This is a genomic window from Saccharothrix violaceirubra, assembly GCF_014203755.1.
GTDB lineage: Bacteria > Actinomycetota > Actinomycetes > Mycobacteriales > Pseudonocardiaceae > Actinosynnema > Actinosynnema violaceirubrum.
Genome location: NZ_JACHJS010000001.1, coordinates 6,839,273 through 6,856,320 on the forward strand (window position 1 = coordinate 6,839,273; position 17,048 = coordinate 6,856,320).

The window sequence follows — 17,048 nt, forward strand, 5'->3', positions numbered from 1 at the left end:
GAGTACACTCGAACGTGTGTTCGATCATGGGGTACGCTCGGCGCAGTCCTCCGGTGGCCCTCCCAGCGCCGGAAGACGCCCACACCGAGGGGGCGCCGCCCGGCTGACGAGTCGGACCGGCGCCCCCGGTGTCCACTATCGTGCGCGGGATGGCGGTCGGCTTCTGGAGTTACGCCCATCGTGACGACGAGTCCGCGCGCGGCGGCGTCCTGCGCCTGGCCGCGGCGATCGCGGAGGAGTACGACCTGCTGACCGGGCGCACGCTGGAGATGTTCGTCGACCGCGACGGGCTGGCGTGGGGCGACAACTGGAAGGAACGCATCGACGCCGGACTGGCGGGTGCGACGTTCTTCATCCCGGTCGTCACGCCCCGGTACTTCAACCGCCCGGAGTGCCGGCGCGAGTTCGTGGACTTCTCGGCCCAGGCGCGCAGCCTCGGACTGGAGGAGTTCATCCTGCCGATCCGCTACGTGCCCGTGCCCGACCTGGACGTGGACAGCCCGGACGAACTCAAGGCCACGGTCGCGCGCACGCAGTACGTGGACTGGTCGGAACTGCGCCTGCTCGACGAGTCGTCGGGCGAGTACCGGCGGGCGCTGCACGAGTTGGCCGCGCGACTGGTCGACATCGAGAGCCGCATGGTCGAGGTGCAGCGCGAGGCCGAGACGTCGCCCGAAGGCGACGACGACCTGTCCACCCTCATCGACCGGATCACCCGCCTGCTGCCCGACTGGCACGAGGCGACCGTGGACAACCGGACCACGTCGGCGCAGTTCTGGGCGACGTTCGAGGCGTACCGGCACAACCGCAGGCGCACCTCGGACCTGTCCGCCCTGATCCGGTTCGGGCGGGAGATCCAGCCGTTGAACGAGCGCTGGCTGCGCGAGGCCAGGACGTACTCCGCGCGCAGCATCGAACTCGACCCGTTGATGACGAGCCTGCTGCGGGAGCTGGCGGACTACCCGGAGGGGCTGTCGCTCACGGGTCCGATCCTCGACGCGGTCGAGGACGCGCACGACAACATCGTCACCTCGGTGAAGCGGACGGACAAAGGCGCCCTCGGGATGATCGAGTTCTTCGGCCGGCACGCCCGGCTGAGCCCCACGTTCAAGACCTTGCACAGCCAGAGCACGGAAATCGACAAACTCGCCAACGAGGGCAACGCGATCGTCGAGCGGTGGGCGACGGGTCAGAGCGGTTTGCGGAAGACGAAGAGGTAATAGCCGCAGTGGTCGCGCATGAACGTGCGCATCAGGTGGATCAGCGGTTCCATCCCGACGACGAGTTCCTCGCCGTAGCGGGCGACGATGTCCGGCCGGCGTTCGGTGAACAGCAACGCCATCAACTCGCCGGAGAACGCGCAGTTCGGCGTCATGTCCTCGGCCTTTTCGAGTTCGAGCCCGGCATCGGCGGCCCATGCCACGGTCTGCGCGGGCGTGGGCGGCGTCGTGCAGCACCAGGTTTTGGTGAACGCGCCGACCACGTCCTCGGCGGGCGTGCCGCGGGTCGTAAACTGGCTCATCATGAACCGGCCGCCGGGCCGCAACACCCTTTCCGTTTCCCGGAAACCCTTCGCCTGGTCGGACAGGTGCACGAAGACGTCGATCGCCATGGCCGCGTCGAACGAGGCGTCGGCGAAGTCGAGGTCCATGACGTTGCCGTAGTGGAAGGAGACGCGGTCGGACAGCCCGGCGTCCGCCGCGGTCGCGGTGGCCTTGCCGACCTGTTCGCGACTGACCGTGATGCCGGTGACCGGGCCGCCGCTGTGCTGGGCCATGCGGACGGCGGGCAGGCCGGTGCCGCAGCCGATGTCGAGCAGGTGCTCGCCGGGCCGCAGACCGAGGGTCGTGACGTGGTGGGCGGTCTGCCGCTCCTGGGCGCGGTTGGCCAGATCGCCCAGGGTGGCGACGGGTTGCCGTTCACCGGGTTCGACCCACCGGCCGACGTGGAGACCGACGTCCCCGATGGTCATCGCGTAGAGATCGCCGAACTCGTCGTACGCAGCCCCGACCTGCTCAGGCGTCGGCACTCGAACCACCACCCTTCGATACGGACAGTGACGTGATCTGAGTCACCTTACCGACGAAGGGCGCCCGTGACGCCTGCCGAGCAGGTGCATCATCGAGAACGAGGAGACGATGGCGAACCGCCGTGAGTGGGACCAGGTGCCCGAGCCTGTCAGGGCCGCTGTCGAAAGCCGGATCGGCGCGGTGCTGACGGCGGAATCGCCCAGCGCGGGGCGGAGTTCCGAGTTGTCGGTGACCCTGACGACCGACTCGGGACGGGTGTTCTGCAAGGGCGTCACGGACGGTTCGTCATTGGCGTGGATGCACCGCAACGAGCGCGCGGTGAGCCCGTTCCTGCCCGAACGTCTCGCCGCACGCCTGCTCTGGGACATCGAGGTGGACGGGTGGCTGGTGCTCGGCTTCGAACACGTCGCCGGGCGGCACGCCGACCTGTCCCCCGACTCACCCGACCTGCCGCTCATCGCCGACGCCGTGGAGGAGATCGGCCGCACCGCACCGCCGCCGGAATCCGTGGCGCGGCGACCGATGGCGGCCCAGTGGGCGCAGGCCATGAAAACCGAGACCGCACTCCCACCACCCGCCGACGCCGATCCGTGGTCGATCGCGAACGCCGGCCGGCTCGTGTCCTGGGCCGCTCACGCACCCGACCACATGACCGGTGACGGCTTGGTCCACTCGGACCTCCACCCGCTGAACTTCCTGGTGTCGGACCGCACGAGGGTGATCGACTGGGCGTGGTGGCGGACCGGGGCCGCGTGGATCGACCCCGCCTTCCTCGTGATCAGGCTCATCGCCGCCGGACACGAGCCAGAGGCCGCCGAGAAGTGGGCCGGGCGGTTCGACGGGTTCGCGGCGGCACCACCCGACGCGCTCACCGCCTTCGCCGCGTCCGTACTCCGACTCTGGGAACGCCGATTCCCGACCACGGACACCACCGACGCGGCCCGCCGGTGGGCACGCCATCGGGTGCCCGCACCGGGGCGGTAGGTCCGTGGCGGACCGTCCACATCAGACTTCGGACGGACCGGGCCTCCTCGCGATCGCCGCGCACCCGACGCCGCAACACCCGGAAACGGAAACGGGGCCCCGCTGCGGATATGCAGTGGGACCCCGTCTTCAGCGGTGGCGGTGGGATTTGAACCCACGGAGGCTTTCACCTCACACGCTTTCGAGGTCTGCGACCGTCTGTTCGCTGACATTCCCGCAGGTTCATGCTCCCAGGTCAGAGCATGGCTGTGCACCGCTCGTGAAGGTCAGCGAACGGCCCTGAACAGGGCTGAACGCCGGACGACTGAGACGACAACTGAGACGGTCAAGCCACGAGCCGTGTCCACTATGTACTATCCCAGGCTCTGTGGAAGCACCGAGCGGGCAGCTTCCGGGACAGATTTACAGGCTCCTACCGGAACATGCCCTGGCCAGCTTCGATCGCGCTCGGGCGCTCTTCTTGGACGTGTCCTGGACGTGGCTCCCCGCATCCGGTGACGCGACAAGCGGTGTACCTCGCGTCGGACTCCCCGCTTCCCGAACCAGGCCCGTGACACTTTCGCCCTGGTCCCTTGCGTCACGTGCACACGCCGAGGCAGGCCAACCCGACAGCTCGCACCCGTTCCCGGGATCGGTAACTGCGGTAACTGCGGTAACCGTGCAGGTCAGAGGGTTACCTTTGATCATGGGTTACCGATGCGCATCGGTAACCCGGCACGCGCACACCCCAACCCCCGCCGCAGGCCCGGGGACGCCGTGTGACGGATGGCGACGTCGAGCGGGTTTCGTCTCCGCTCGCCGGCGTGGTTTCGTCCCGAGCGGGGCGTGACGGTTCCCCTCCGCGGTGGTTTCGTCCCGCCGCTGCGGTGCGTGGGCCGCCACGTAGCGGCTGCCCATCGGCAACCCGGCACGCCCCGACACCCGCCCCAAGGGGGGCTGTAGCCGCAGGGGGCACCTCGGTTCAGCGGCCAGCCCCCCGGCTACAGCCATCCCCATCCGGTTACCGATGCCGATCGGTAACCCGACCCCCATCGGTAACCGCCTGACCTGCACGGTTACCGCAGTTACCGCAGTTACCGATCCCAGCAGGGGCCTGGCCCGAAGCTGCCTGCCGTCACCTCATGCATGGGCGCAGTTCCGCATACACGACCGAGGCATCGTCTGAAACCTTGTTTCTTGGCCAGCGAAGAACGGCCGGATCAGAGGACTCTACGTGACGCACCGCGCCGATCAGGCCGTGCGCTCCCCGATCGGCCAGCAGCTTGAAGGCATGACTCCAATCGAACATGCCAAATAGGTCGACGGCCCGTGCGGCGCCATCAGTCAGCAGCGCAAAACGACCCACAGAAGAGGCGCCGAAACGGCCCACCAGTGCATGCTCTGCGGCGGACGGATCACTGCCCGCGATCCAATAGCCACCCTCCCGGTTTCTGCACTCAAGCTCGGCACGCTTCATCGCGACCAACGCGTTTGCCTTTTCGCTCGACCCGTACGGCAAGGCGTCGGCAAAATCGCGCTCACGCCTCGCCGAGCGGCCAATCCTGCTGTCGGTGACGACAGAAAATTCGTTTCCGGGCGTCTCGATCACCAGCGTGACATCACCCAGAACGAGATACTCGAACACACCGTCTCGGCAAAGTACGATTCCGACCGCAGCGCACGGAGTAGCAACATTCCGAAGGTCACACGTAGAGCTGTGCAGTGCCGCCGTTCGCCCTATGGCACGACTTAGGGCCTGGACAAGCGGACCGCTTGCGATGGACGTGATCGAGTCGCACAGTTTCTCCGCGAACCACGCGACACCGTGGACACATCCGCTGTCGGTCCTGGCGGTCAGGCCGTCCAAGACCACGAATATCTCACCGTTCGCGAAAGCTCTGTCCTCGTTCGGGACCTCTGACGATCCCGGTTGACTCGCCACCGAGAACCACATGGAGGTCAGCCTTCGTGGCGATAGATTGGAGTGACGCGCTCAACGCTCCGCATGCGCAACCGATTACCCTCTTCGTAAGAGTACCGAACGACGAAAGAGAACCTACGCGCCTTCAGTTCCTTGTAGAGTGTCGCCAAATTGTCGACAAGGTATCGAGCCGCACCATAAGTACCGGGCGCGTGGGTACCCGCCAGGTACAGGAAGGTTCCTTTTCCATCGGGTCGCGGGAGACGTCCCACATAGCCGTAGTCCGCACTGTCCCCCCGATCGCGAGGTGAGCGATACTCGGTAGAAGTGGAATTGTCGAACAGGAACCAGCCGTCGCCGTCTTCCACATATCGAATATGCGGGTCCGCTTCCATCACTTGCGCCAGGAACGGCAGCAAGCGCGGGTTGGTCAACACCACGAGGTTCGGCCGGTTGAGGTGAACGTTTCCCGGACGCGGAACGACTTCGTGAGTCGCACTCAATCCAACCTTCCGTGCGGATTCGCTCAGCAACTCGAAAGCTCCGAACGACTCGACAGATAGAATGTCACTCGGGTCAGCACGGTTCTCTTCACGCTTCGCACCGATAGCCACAGTAACCGGCCCGGTGCCGTAGAAGGCGCGCTCAGGCTTGAGCCCGGCCGTCAAGAGTTGTGAAACACGACCTTTGGACATGCCAAGCAAGTCGGCTATCTGCTTCTGCGAAATTCCTGTGGCCAGAAGTTCATCCAAGGTGTCACGACGTACGCGCGACAACTCGTTGATCAGATTCTGGTACTCGTCGATCAGCTTCCCGACGGTCAGCGCGCGCTCCCGTGGATCTCGGATCGCGGTAACCCGCTCCAGGTCATCGGTCATGGGACCTCCGTCCACACCTAGGGGGGCTGGTCAAGCGTAGACCCGACAGGAACACCCGGGTTGACCAGCCCCTCTAGACATCGTGGTTTAGGGGGGCTTGACAGCCCCGGTTTACCCATGGTGTCCTTGTGCCACACTGAGCCCTGAGGACCAGCACCTCGCAGCTCACCCGCGATACGAACACCCACGTAAAGCACGTGGACACGGAGGGCGAACGGCATGTACACCCCACTAAACCGAAGCAGGGCCCTCGACATCGAGGGCACCCAGCTCAGCCCGGATGGGCTGACCCCCGACCTGGTCGAGAAGCTGATCGACGAGGTCGCCGCAGAGTTGGGCGTCGACCCCGCAGTGCTCGGAGGTGACAGGGCGGTTGAGCGCCGGACCGCACGTCGTGTCCTCGACGGAACGGTTCGCGTTCTGCGAGCGCAGCGGGACGCGGGACTGGTCGGTACCGAAGGCGAAACCGGAGAGGGGATGACGACGTACACCGCCGACCTGGTGGTGCTGGCCCCTCGCGGCGGCGTGCCCAACCTGCTGCTGATCGAGCGTGGCAAGAACCCGTTTGCGAACCGGTGGGCACTGCCCGGCGGCAAGGTCGACTCAGGCGAGACCTTCACCCAGGCCGCGCTTCGGGAGCTGGTCGAGGAGACCGGCGTGCGGGTCGGTTACTCGGCGCTGCGTCGGGTCGGGATGTACGACGAGTACGGCAGGGACCCGCGCGGGCGCTACGTCAGCACCGCCTTTCTGGTCGTGCTGGGCGAGATGCCGACTGCGGTCGCCGGGGATGACGCGGCCGATGTCCGGTGGGTGCCCGTCACCGAGCTGGACCCGGTGGAGCTGGACCGGTTGGCGTTCGACCACGGTCGGATCGTGAGCGACGCGCTCGCCGCATGGCAGGTCGAGCGGGCGTACCTCCCGCATCTCGGCGCGCTGATCACGGCGGTGGCGTGATGGACCGGACGTTGCAGAACTTCGACGCCCGGTTCAGGGCCGCCGAGGACCGGTTGCGCGGGGCGCGGGATCGCTTCGCCGCTGCGGGGTTCGAGTTGTACGCCGAGGGTTTCGACCGGATGGCGTACTACCGGGACGTGGTCGGGGCGGAGACCGCCTTGGCGGAGGTGTTCGCGGAGGCCCGGATGTCGGTGCGGGTGGGCGGCGTCGTCTGGTCGGCACTGTACGACGCGGAGCGCTTGCACCGGAACTACGCCGACGAGTGCCGCCGCCTACTGGCCGAGTGACCCGAGATTCAGCCTTCCCCGAACGTCCTTTGAGGAGTACGCCGTGTCCGTCCCCGTAACCCCGTCCGCGACCACGGAGGATTCCGCCGAGTCCCGCAAGTTGCGCGTGGACGTGGCGTTGGCCGAGTACAACGCCCTCAAGGCAGAGCAGTCCAAGCGGATCGGTCACCGGGACCGCACCGTGTACAGCACGCTCGCGGCCGGTGCCGGGGTCGTGGCCGCCGCAGCGTCCAGCGGACACGCCGTGCTGTTGCTGGCGCTGCCGGTGGTCTCGTTGCTGCTGGGCTGGGTCTACCACGTCAACGATGAGCTGATCGGTGCGGCGGGCCGCTACCTGCGTGAGCACACGGGGCCGCGCTTGGCGGCTCTGCTCGGCGACGTTCCGGCGTTGGGCTGGGAGACCGCCCACCGCAGCGACGCCCGCCGTCGCCTGCGCAAGATCGGGCAGATGGTCATGGACCTGACCGCGTTCGTGGTCATGCCGACCGCAGCCCTGATCACCTGGTGGACCACCGGGCCGTGCCCCGCCGGGCTGGTCGTGGTCTCGATCGTCGAAACCCTGCTGCTGGGCTGGCTGGCCGTGATGACCGTGCTCGCCGCAGACCTCACCACCAGCGCCCAGCGCTCCGTCTGACTACCCGGACCGGCGGCCCAATCCCTGGCAGGACGCCGCCGGTCCGGTCTCTCCACCCACCTCAGAGCAAGGAAGAGAGAGGCATCATGTTGTCGGACTCGCCCCGCGAGTACCAACCACCGACCGAGGCAACGCGCCCGTCCGTGCGGGTGGTGTCGTTCGGCTACCTCCACGTCCACCTGCCGCGTGTGCTCACCGAGGGCGGTGAGCGGGGATGAGCGTGATCACCGCCTGCCCTCTGCCGTTCCTGCTGATCGCGATCGTCGCGGCTGTGCTGTGCGTGCTGCTGTGGCGCCTGGTCCTGTCCACCGGGACCGCCGGGTTCGGGCTGTGGCTGCTGGCCGCGCACGGCGACCACACCGCCGTGGCATCGCTGGCGGTGCTCTTGCTGGCCGCAGCACTGACCGTGTTCGCCAAGCCCACCGGCCGTCGGGGGGTGGCGTGATGAGCATCGTGACCCCGGCCGTTCCCGGGCCGGAGGAGCCCCGTGACGACTTGGACCACGCGGTCGCGGAGGTGGTTCGCTACGTGGCGGCCCACGCACCGCAGAGGCGGGACGAAACCCCCGCGGTGGGGAACCGTCACGCCTTGCCGGACGAAAGCACGCCGGCAAGCGGCGACGAAACCACGCCGGCGGGCATTCGTCACGCGGTGTCCCCGGACCGGACTCGGCGGGTGCGGCGGCTGCGTGCCGAAGTCGAGGAAGCGCACTCCCTGCTGAGGTTGCAGGAGGACGCGGCACCGTTGGAGGTCGACTCACGACGGGTGCGGCGTCACCGTCGCCGTGCGGTGCAGGCGGGCCGGTTGCACGCGTTGGCGCAGGACGCGGCGGCTCGGGCCTGGCAGGCGTCGCGTGTGCGGTCGGTGCTGACGTTGGTCGCGCTCACGGCGTTGGTCGGGGCGTTGGCGTGGTCGACCACTGGGGTGCACCTCACCCTGACCCTGTCCACCGCGCCAGGCAGCGCGGCGTGGTGGGGCGCGTGGGCGGTGGAACCGGTGATTTCGGCGGTGCTGCTGGTCGTGGTGGCCGCACGTGCCTATCTCTCCACCCGTGGACGGGTGCTGGACCACCCGCAGCTCGACCGCGTGGAACGCGGCGCGCTGGCCGTCACGCTGACGTTGAACGTCTGGCCCTACCTGCCGTTCGTCGCCACCCGGTTCGATCCCATGACCCTGTTGGCACACGCGATCGGGCCGCTGGTGGCAGTCGCGGCGGTGACCGTGATGCCCGTGATCTGGGCCGAGTTCGCCGCGCTCGACCACGGTGACACATCGCCTGGTAGCCACGTCCCGACGCCCTCGTCCGAGGCCGTGACGGAAGAGACCAGGGCACTTGCGTCACCTGCGGCCGAACCCGTCCAAGAGGACGTGGTGACCGTCCCGACTGGAGTCGGCACCCCGATCGTTCAGGCACAACAGCTCCCGACGCTGTCCAAGCGGGCGGCCGAACTGCTGCCCGAAGTGGACGCGGCGATCGCCGCCGGGCAACTGCCCGCCATGCCGTCCGGCAGTGCCATCCGCGCCCGGTTCCGGTGCGGCAGCGAGTACGCCCGTGAGGTCCGCACCTACCTGTCCGAGCGGCACGAAGGTGAGGCGACCCGATGAGCGCGCCCGAGTTCGACGCCTCCGGCGACCTTCCCGACAACGTGCGACCGCTGCGGGCAACCGACGACACACCCCACGCGCAGGTCGAACCCGTGGCCGACGTGTTGGACGCCGAACTGGTCGAGGACGACCAGAACCGGCCGGTGGTGTTGGTCGACTCCGACGACGTGGCCGACGACTCCACGTGGTTGACCCGGCTGCGACACCAGACCCGCCAAGCGATCATCCCCGCCTACCTGTCCGACCTGGACCAGATCAGGCAGACCGCCACGTGGGTCACGCGGCACTACGCCCACGCCACCGCCTACCACGCCGTTCGTGCCCCCATGTACGCCGTGCGGTTGGCAGTGCGGTCCCCACGCGGTGCCCTGTTGCTGCTGGCCGCAACCGGCCGGTGGGCCACCGACGCGGAGGGACGGCCCCTGCGGCGGCAGATGGTCGTGCAGAACGACGCGGACAAGTACCTGCGCCTGGTGGCCGAACGCAACGCCAGGGTCAGGGCGCGCGGCCTGCTGCTGGCCGTCGGTGTGGCGGTCGGTGTGCCGCTGGTGGTGCTGCTGCCGTCACTGGCCCCGGCTTGGGTGATGGGGTTGTGCTGGGCGTTGACCGTGGGCGTACTGGGCGCGGTCGGCTCACCTGCGGACAAGCCGGTCGCCACCCGCGCGGTTGTGGGCGCCCAAGTGGCCAAGCTGACCTCGGACCTGGTGGTGCGGGCTTTGACGTCGCTGGGCATCTCCGGAATCTCGAAGAACCCGGACGCGATCGGGTTCACGTCGCCCATCCACCGCGACGGCCCCGGTTGGCGTGCGGACGTGGAGCTGCCCGGCGGTGTGGTCGCGGCGGACGTGGTCGAGCGGCGGGACCGGCTCGCGTCCGGCCTCGGGCGCGCGCTCGGATGCGTGTGGCCCGAGCAGACCCCCGGCGGTCACCCCGGTCAGCTCACCCTGTGGGTGGGGGACCGTGACATGGCCAAGGCCAAGCAGCCCGCTTGGCCGCTGCGGACGGGACGGAAGGTCGACCTGTTCGAGCCGCAGCCCTTCGGCACCGACGTGCGCGGACGGTGGGTCGAGGTCACGTTGATGTACGTCGCGGCCCTTATCGGCGCCATCCCCCGCATGGGCAAGACGTTCACGCTGCGGCAGTTGCTGCTGACCGCCGCGCTGGACCCCCGCGTCGAACTGCACGTCTACGACCTGAAGGGCACCGGTGACCTGTCCCCGCTCGGGCCGGTGGCACACCGCTACCGCGCCGGGGACGATCCCGAGGACATCGGCTACGCCGTTGCGGCCCTGCGCGCCCTGCGTGAGGAGATGCGGCGTCGAACCAAGGTGATCCGGGAGTTGCCCAAGGACCTGTGCCCCGAGAACAAGGTCACGTCCCCCCTGGCGTCCAAGCGGTCGTTGCGGCTGCACCCGATCGTGATCGGGGTGGACGAGTGCCAGGTGTGGTTCGAGCACCCCGAGCACGGCGCGGAGATCGAAGAGATCTGCACCGACCTGGTCAAACGCGGCCCGGCCACGGGAATCGTGTTGATCCTGGCCACGCAGCGGCCGGACTCGAAGTCGATCCCCACCCAGATCAGCGACAACGCCGTCCTGAGGTTCTGCCTCAAGGTCACCGGGCAGATGGCCAACGACATGGTGTTGGGCACCTCGTCCTACCGCAACGGCGAACGGGCAACCCAGTTCTCGTTCTCCGACAAGGGAATCGGGCTGCTCAAGGGCGTCACCGACGAGACGACCACGGTCAAGGGCGTCTACATCGACGGCCCCGGCGCAGAGGCTCTTGCCGCCCGTGCCCGAGTCACGCGCACCGACGCCGGGTTGCTCACCGGCTACGCGGCAGAAGCGGACGTGCAGGTCGAAGAGGGGGACGTGACCTCGACCCTGCTTCCGGACGTGCTCACCGCCTTGGGCGGGGCCGACAAGGCGTGGTCCGAGTCCATCGTGGACAAGTTGGTCGAGCTGCGGCCGTCCGTCTACAGCGCGTGGGCCAGCCAGGACGGCGCGGACAAGGCCAAACAACTCACGGCCGCACTCAAGCCCTACGGGGTCGGCACCGTGCAGGTGTGGGGCACCGACCCCGTCACCGGCAAAGGCGCAAACCGACGCGGCGTCCACCGCGACGACGTCACCGCGATCATCACCGAAAGTGACCGGAAGTAGGTCGAGTCACCGGCCCGGAACGGCGCTGGGTCTAGCACCGGACCTCGCTAGACCTAGCGCCCCCGCTAGCACCACATCTCGCACCTGATCAGCGCCCTAGTTCCTAGCGGCGTTGGTGCTCCACACCCTCGGACAGCCCGAAAGGCCACATCGTGACCCCCTCGCGCGTCGCGTTCGCAGCCCTCGTCCTACTCACCATCAGTAACCAGCCATCCGCAGTCACGATCGGCGCCGCAGGGCTGTCTGTGCTGGTCGCGGTGCACGCGGTCCTCTACGTCACCCACCCGTTCACCCGCTGTCGGACCTGCACGGGCAGCGGAAAACGCCGCTCCGGACTCGTCCGCGCCTACCGGTACTGCCCGCGCTGCGGCGGAACCGGCCTTCGCCTGCGTGCCGGACGCCGGGTCTGGATCGCCATCACACGCAACCGCCGCAACCGCTGACCTGAAGGGGACGTGACATGTGCCGCGCAGGAGGACGCCGTTGCAAGGGAAGCAGCCGTAGCGGCAAGGCCACTCAGACCCACCGCAAACGCCTTTCCCGTGCCCGCAAGGCGCTGCGCAACGCGCAGGCCAGCGGCGACCAGGCGGCCATCGCCGCCGCACAACACCGCCTCGACCAACTCAAGCAGGCCACCCAGGACGGGGACGTGACCCCTGGAACGACCGGCCACGACGCCGTGCCCACCGACACACCCGCAGGTCAGAACGAGGACGTGACCGACCAGCACCAAGACCAGGACAGGAAGGACGAGGACGTGACCGACCGCCACCGCACCCGGCGCCCGTTCCTGCACAACACCAACACCGTCGAAGGCAACGCCCGCGTCGGTTCGCAGCACGACATCCACGTCTCGGACCACACCTCCGACCGTGACCGGGAACGGCCTGGCAGGTCCGGGGATCGGGAGCGTCGACGCGGCGGACGCACCCGCGTGACCGGGCAGTACGTCAACGTCAACATCGCCGACGGCAACGACCACGTGACGACCCAAGTCGGGTTCGTGTTCGGCAACTTCCACAACAACGGCTGACCGGCCAGGCCACGCCGGGGACGTGACCACACCACCGTCCCCGGCGCGGTCCACCACACCCGCACTCCACTGTCCACAGGAGATAGACATGGACCGCGCCACCACCACCCTGATGCGCCACGCCTTGGACGCCGCAGCCCAGGGCTTCCACCTCTTCCCGCTCCGGCCCGGCGAGAAGACCACGGCACTGCACGGCGAACGCCGCTGCCCTCGGACCGGGCCGTGCCGCTCCGGGCACCTCAAGCCCGAGCAACGCGCCACCACCGACCCGGCCGTGATCGAACGCTGCTGGTCGGCCGGACCGTTCAACATCGGCATCGCCACCGGCCCGTCCGGGCTGGTCGTGGTCGACCTGGACACCCGCAAGTCGCCCGACGACCTTCCCCCGGATGGCTGGAACCGGCGGGGCATCGTGGACGGCCACGACGTGTTCACCGCCGTCTGCGAAGACGCGGGACACCCCGTGCCCTGGGAGACCCGCACAGTCCGCACCGCACGTGGAGGAACACACCTCTACTTCCGCGCACCGGCCGGTGTGGCACTGCGCAACACCGAGGGCAACACCGGGGCCGGACTCGGATGGAAGGTCGACACCCGCGCGTGGGGAGGCCACGTCGTCGGACCGGGCTCGACCACCCCGCACGGCGACTACCGGGTCATCGAGGACGCCCCGGTCGTCGACCTGCCGGACTGGTTGGTCGGACGCCTCACTCCCAAACTCCCACCGGTTCGCACATCGCCGATCGTAAGCCGTTCGGAGCGGCTACCGGCCTACGTGACCGCAGCGGTGGAGGGTGAGCGGAACCGGGTCGCAGCGGCTCAACCAGGGGTGCACACGCGCACGTTGTTCGTCGCCTCTGTCGCGCTTGGGCAACTCGTCGGTGCGGGATTGCTCCCCCCGGCTACAGCAGAGGCAGAGTTGTTCAACGCCGCTATGAGCGTCATCGGCACACCGGGATGCCGCTGCACAGATCGCGAAGTCCTGCGCACCATCGGCAATGGGCTCCGCGCCGGAGCCTCCCGCCCCCGACAGACGCCACAGGACCGGCCCACCACCACGGCCATGTTCGACCACCGGGGCGCGGCATGAGGCCACGCCTGCTGGACCTGTTCTGCTGCGCGGGTGGCGCGTCCGCCGGATACCACGCCGCCGGGTTCGACGTGACCGGCGTCGACATCGTCGACCAGCCCCACTACCCGTTCCCGTTCATCCGGGCCGACGCGCTCACCGTCGACCTGTCCGGCTACGACGTCATCGCCGCGTCCCCACCCTGCCAGCTCTATTCCGCAGCCACCCCGGAGAGCAGACGGCACAACCACCCCGACCTGGTCGACCCGATTCGGCAACGGCTGCGCGACGCTGTCGAGCACGGTGACGCCTGGGCCTACGTCATCGAGAACGTGCCCGGTGCACCGCTGATCGAGCCGGTCACCATCTGCGGCGACACCCTGAGACTCGGCGTACGGCGACACCGCCTGTTCGAGTCCAACGTCCCTCTGTACGGCACGCCCTGTCATCACGACCGGGACGCACCCGCCGTGCCCGTCTACGGCTCCTACGGCCAACGCGGACGAAACCCCGTCGACGGGGAAACGTCACCCGGCACCGCAACCGAGACCGCCCGCGCCGCCATGGGCATCGACTGGATGCCCTGGCCCAACCTCACGCAGGCCATCCCACCCGCCTACACGTTCTGGCTCGGAACCCAGCTCATCGGCCATGCCCGCCGCCTGGCAATACCCGTGACGCAAGCGACCAGGACCGAAACGTCACGAGCGCCGCTGACGGATGCCACCGGTGGAAAACATCACTGTCGCTGTGGCGCACCACTTACGCGCCCCGCTACCGGCCGGTGGCCCCGCCACTGCTCCCCCGCCTGCCGACAAGCCGCCTACCGCGCACGCACGAAAGGACACGCCGCATGAGCACCCACAACGGCGCCGAAGTGCTCGACCAGGTCCGGACGTTCGTGGCACGGTTCAACGCCTTTCCGGACGAGCACTGCGCGCCCATGCTCGCGCTCTGGTACGCCCACACCTGGGGAGCCGAGCACTTCTACATCACCCCGCGCGTCGTGCTGTCCAGCGCGGAACCCGGCTCGGGCAAGACCCGCGTTCTGGAAGTCGCCCGTCACCTGGTCCGCACGCCGGAGATGACGTTCTCGGCTACGCCCGCCGCGCTGTTCCGCATGGTCGGTGCCGGGCCACTCACCATTCTGTTTGACGAGGTCGACGCCATTTTCGACAACAAGGGTGGCGGAAATGAGGACCTGCGCGCCCTGGTGAACGCGGGCTACAAACGCTCCGCGACCGTGGCGCGCTGCAAGGGCGACGCGGGGAACATGGTGATCGAGCGGTTCCCAGTCTACGCCCCCGCCGCGTTGGCAGGCATCGCAGGGAACATGCCCGACACCATCACCACTCGCGCCATCACCATCCACATGCGTCGCCGCCGTCCCGACGAACGAGTCGAGGCGTTCCGCGAACGGAAGGTCGAGGAACAGTCAGCACCGGTCCGTGAGGCTCTGGCCACGTGGATGGAAGTGGTGGGCGAACGCGTCGGCGCGGCCTACCCCGACATGCCCGAGGGTGTCACCGACCGTGCCGCCGAGATCTGGGAACCGCTGCTCGCAATCGCGGACATGGCGGGAGGGCATTGGCCGGAGACCGCGCGTGCCGCGTGCCTGCACTTCGTGAAGGCGGCACAGACCAACCCGACCTCCGACCGAATCCGGCTGCTCTCCGATCTGCGCACCGTATTCGCCGATCGTGGTGTGACCCGCATGAGCACCGTAGAAATCCTCGCCGTCCTGCACAGCATGGAAGAAGCACCGTGGGGCGACTTCTACGGCAGGCCCATCAACGCCCGCCAACTGGCGATGGAACTCAGCGCCTACGGCGTGAAGGTCACCGCGTTCAAGAACGGCGCGAAAACGTTCAAGGGCTACGTCATCGACGGCGCTCACGGGCTTGGCGACGCATGGGCGCGCTACCTGCCGGAGCCGAAGACAGACGAGAACTCGGAAGGTGAACTGTGATGAGCGAGAACATCGGAACTCCTGTCGAGCACATCGTGTTGACGGTCGAGCAGGCGGCAAAGCGACTCAACATCGGCCGGACGCTCATGTACGAACTCGTCACGACGGGTGCAGTGGAGTCCGTTCACATCGGTCGTCTGCGCCGTATTCCCTTGCAGGCGCTTACGAACTACGTCACGAAGCTCATGACCAGCACGCCTAATCCAGAAGCCGCGTAGGGGACGACATGGGGCGCAAGTCGAATGGTGAATCGAGCATCTACGAGGGTTCTGACGGCTACTGGCACGGCCGCGTGACGGTCGGCACGAAGGACGACGGCAGCCCGGATAGGCGGCACGTCCAGGCAAAGACAAGGCCCGAGGTCGCGAGGAAGGTTGCGAAGCTCGAACAGGAGCGCGACGCGGGCAAGGTGCGCAAGACCGGTAAGGCATGGACGGTCGAGAAGTGGCTGAACCACTGGCTGGAGAACATCGTTGCTCCACCCGCGATCACGGAGAACGCGTTCAGCGCGTACGAGGTTGCGGCACGTGTGCACCTCGTTCCCGGCGTCGGAAAGCACCGACTCGACAAGCTCGAACCGGAACACCTGGAGAAGCTATACCGCAAAATGATCCGGGAAGGCGCGAAGTCATCGCGTGCGCACCAGGTTCACCGCACGATTCGAGCCGCGTTGAACATCGCAGTACGGCGCAAGTACATCACCGAGAATCCGGCCCTGATTGCTCGCGCACCGAAGATCGAGGATTTCGAGGTCGAGCCGTACTCAGTGGATGAGGTCAAAAGGCTCATGGAGACCGCGCAGAAGCGCCGGAACAGCGCGCGGGTAGCGATCGCTCTCGCGCTCGGCCTGCGGCAGGGTGAGGCGTTGGGCCTGAAGTGGGCTGACGTGGATCTCACGCTTGGCACGCTGACCGTGCGCCGTAGCCGCCTGCGTCCTCGGTGGAAGCACGGATGCGACGACCAGCCATGCGGGCACAAGCTCGGTGGCCACTGCCCGCAGCGAGTCGCGTTGCGGCAGGAGACGGCCGGTACGAAGTCCAAGGCAGGTACCCGAGGCATCGGCCTTCCCGACGAGTTGGTGTCGCTGCTCAAGAAGCACAAGGCCACTCAGGACAAGGAGCGGCGGCAGGCAGCACAGATCTGGACGGAAACCGGTTACGTGTTCACCACGGCGACCGGTGGTCCACTGAATCCGCGCACGGACTACACCGAGTGGAAGAACCTGTTGAAGGCTGCCAAGGTGCCGGACGGTCGGTTGCACGACGCCCGCCACACGGCGGCAACGGTGCTGCTGCTGCTCGGTGTGGCCGAACGAACCGTGATGGGGATCATGGGCTGGTCGAACACGGCGATGGCCGCCAAGTACCAGCACATCACCGCCTCGATCCGGCGGGACGTCGCTCAGAGGGTCGGTGGGCTGCTCTGGGAGCCTTCCGAGACGACCGACGAGAGCGACGACGAGGACGGCGCGGCAGGGGAGCCGATCCGGCCTAGCGGCCACAACTGAGACTGAAACTGAGACTAAATGTCAGAGCCCCGA

The 17,048-nt window shown here is 67.8% G+C and carries 18 protein-coding genes; 15 read left to right on the forward strand and 3 right to left on the reverse strand.

Features of this window, described 5'->3' with window-relative positions:
• The first annotated feature begins 149 nt into the window (after window positions 1–149).
• Window positions 150–1,220 carry a toll/interleukin-1 receptor domain-containing protein gene (locus F4559_RS31590; RefSeq protein WP_184674736.1) on the forward strand — a complete coding sequence of 357 codons (1,071 nt, stop codon included), beginning with the start codon at window positions 150–152 and terminating at the stop codon, window positions 1,218–1,220.
• Here the strand turns inward: F4559_RS31590 and F4559_RS31595 are convergent.
• Complete coding sequence (locus F4559_RS31595) at window positions 1,190–2,029, reverse strand: SAM-dependent methyltransferase (protein WP_312865917.1); 840 nt, start codon at window positions 2,027–2,029, stop codon at window positions 1,190–1,192. The genes F4559_RS31590 and F4559_RS31595 overlap by 31 nt on opposite strands.
• Before the next feature lie 109 nt (window positions 2,030–2,138).
• On the opposite strand from F4559_RS31595, the gene F4559_RS31600 reads away from it, so the two are divergent.
• Window positions 2,139–3,014, forward strand: a complete 876-nt coding sequence (locus F4559_RS31600; RefSeq protein WP_184674737.1) for a phosphotransferase — start codon at window positions 2,139–2,141, stop codon at window positions 3,012–3,014.
• A gap of 1,114 nt (window positions 3,015–4,128) precedes the next feature.
• On the opposite strand, the gene F4559_RS31605 is transcribed toward F4559_RS31600, so the two are convergent.
• The gene (locus F4559_RS31605) at window positions 4,129–4,947 is read right to left on the reverse strand and encodes a protein phosphatase 2C domain-containing protein (RefSeq protein WP_184674738.1); all 819 of its coding nucleotides are present in this window, start codon (window positions 4,945–4,947) and stop codon (window positions 4,129–4,131) included.
• Window positions 4,948–4,952: 5 nt separating this feature from the next.
• Complete coding sequence (locus F4559_RS31610; RefSeq protein WP_184674739.1) at window positions 4,953–5,792, reverse strand: sigma-70 family RNA polymerase sigma factor; 840 nt, start codon at window positions 5,790–5,792, stop codon at window positions 4,953–4,955.
• A gap of 477 nt (window positions 5,793–6,269) precedes the next feature.
• Here F4559_RS31610 and F4559_RS31615 point away from each other — a divergent pair, with 477 nt between their 5' ends.
• The 13 genes from F4559_RS31615 to F4559_RS31670 all read left to right on the forward strand — a co-directional run bounded on the left by F4559_RS31615 (window position 6,270) and on the right by F4559_RS31670 (window position 17,015).
• Window positions 6,270–6,746 carry an NUDIX domain-containing protein gene (locus F4559_RS31615; protein WP_184674740.1) on the forward strand — a complete coding sequence of 159 codons (477 nt, stop codon included), beginning with the start codon at window positions 6,270–6,272 and terminating at the stop codon, window positions 6,744–6,746.
• Window positions 6,746–7,033: a hypothetical protein gene (locus F4559_RS31620; RefSeq protein WP_184674741.1), complete on the forward strand. Its 288-nt coding sequence runs from the start codon at window positions 6,746–6,748 to the stop codon at window positions 7,031–7,033. The genes F4559_RS31615 and F4559_RS31620 overlap by 1 nt, the downstream gene beginning before the upstream one ends.
• A gap of 43 nt (window positions 7,034–7,076) precedes the next feature.
• Window positions 7,077–7,667, forward strand: coding sequence for a hypothetical protein (locus F4559_RS31625; RefSeq protein ID WP_221447439.1), 591 nt, complete (start codon window positions 7,077–7,079; stop codon window positions 7,665–7,667).
• 86 nt (window positions 7,668–7,753) lie between these two features.
• Window positions 7,754–7,885, forward strand: a complete 132-nt coding sequence (locus tag F4559_RS36150; protein WP_281386382.1) for a hypothetical protein — start codon at window positions 7,754–7,756, stop codon at window positions 7,883–7,885.
• Window positions 7,882–8,112 carry a hypothetical protein gene (locus F4559_RS31630; protein ID WP_184674742.1) on the forward strand — a complete coding sequence of 77 codons (231 nt, stop codon included), beginning with the start codon at window positions 7,882–7,884 and terminating at the stop codon, window positions 8,110–8,112. The genes F4559_RS36150 and F4559_RS31630 overlap by 4 nt, the downstream gene beginning before the upstream one ends.
• Window positions 8,113–8,255: 143 nt before the next feature.
• Window positions 8,256–9,272 carry a hypothetical protein gene (locus F4559_RS31635; protein WP_184674743.1) on the forward strand — a complete coding sequence of 339 codons (1,017 nt, stop codon included), beginning with the start codon at window positions 8,256–8,258 and terminating at the stop codon, window positions 9,270–9,272.
• Entirely contained in the window at window positions 9,269–11,437 is a 2,169-nt protein-coding gene (locus tag F4559_RS31640) for an FtsK/SpoIIIE domain-containing protein (protein WP_184674744.1), read from the forward strand. Before F4559_RS31635 ends, F4559_RS31640 begins: the two co-directional genes overlap by 4 nt.
• Window positions 11,438–11,897: 460 nt before the next feature.
• Window positions 11,898–12,470 (forward strand): hypothetical protein, encoded by a 573-nt coding sequence (locus tag F4559_RS31645; protein WP_184674745.1) that lies wholly within the window; start codon window positions 11,898–11,900, stop codon window positions 12,468–12,470.
• An 88-nt stretch (window positions 12,471–12,558) separates the two neighbouring features.
• The gene (locus tag F4559_RS31650; protein ID WP_184674746.1) at window positions 12,559–13,560 is read left to right on the forward strand and encodes a bifunctional DNA primase/polymerase; all 1,002 of its coding nucleotides are present in this window, start codon (window positions 12,559–12,561) and stop codon (window positions 13,558–13,560) included.
• The gene (locus F4559_RS31655; RefSeq protein WP_184674747.1) at window positions 13,557–14,396 is read left to right on the forward strand and encodes a DNA cytosine methyltransferase; all 840 of its coding nucleotides are present in this window, start codon (window positions 13,557–13,559) and stop codon (window positions 14,394–14,396) included. Before F4559_RS31650 ends, F4559_RS31655 begins: the two co-directional genes overlap by 4 nt.
• Window positions 14,393–15,508, forward strand: coding sequence for a DUF3631 domain-containing protein (locus tag F4559_RS31660; RefSeq protein ID WP_184674748.1), 1,116 nt, complete (start codon window positions 14,393–14,395; stop codon window positions 15,506–15,508). Before F4559_RS31655 ends, F4559_RS31660 begins: the two co-directional genes overlap by 4 nt.
• Complete coding sequence (locus F4559_RS31665) at window positions 15,508–15,726, forward strand: excisionase family DNA-binding protein (RefSeq protein ID WP_184674749.1); 219 nt, start codon at window positions 15,508–15,510, stop codon at window positions 15,724–15,726. The genes F4559_RS31660 and F4559_RS31665 overlap by 1 nt, the downstream gene beginning before the upstream one ends.
• Window positions 15,727–15,734: 8 nt before the next feature.
• Window positions 15,735–17,015 (forward strand): tyrosine-type recombinase/integrase, encoded by a 1,281-nt coding sequence (locus F4559_RS31670; protein WP_184674750.1) that lies wholly within the window; start codon window positions 15,735–15,737, stop codon window positions 17,013–17,015.
• Window positions 17,016–17,048 lie beyond the last annotated feature (33 nt).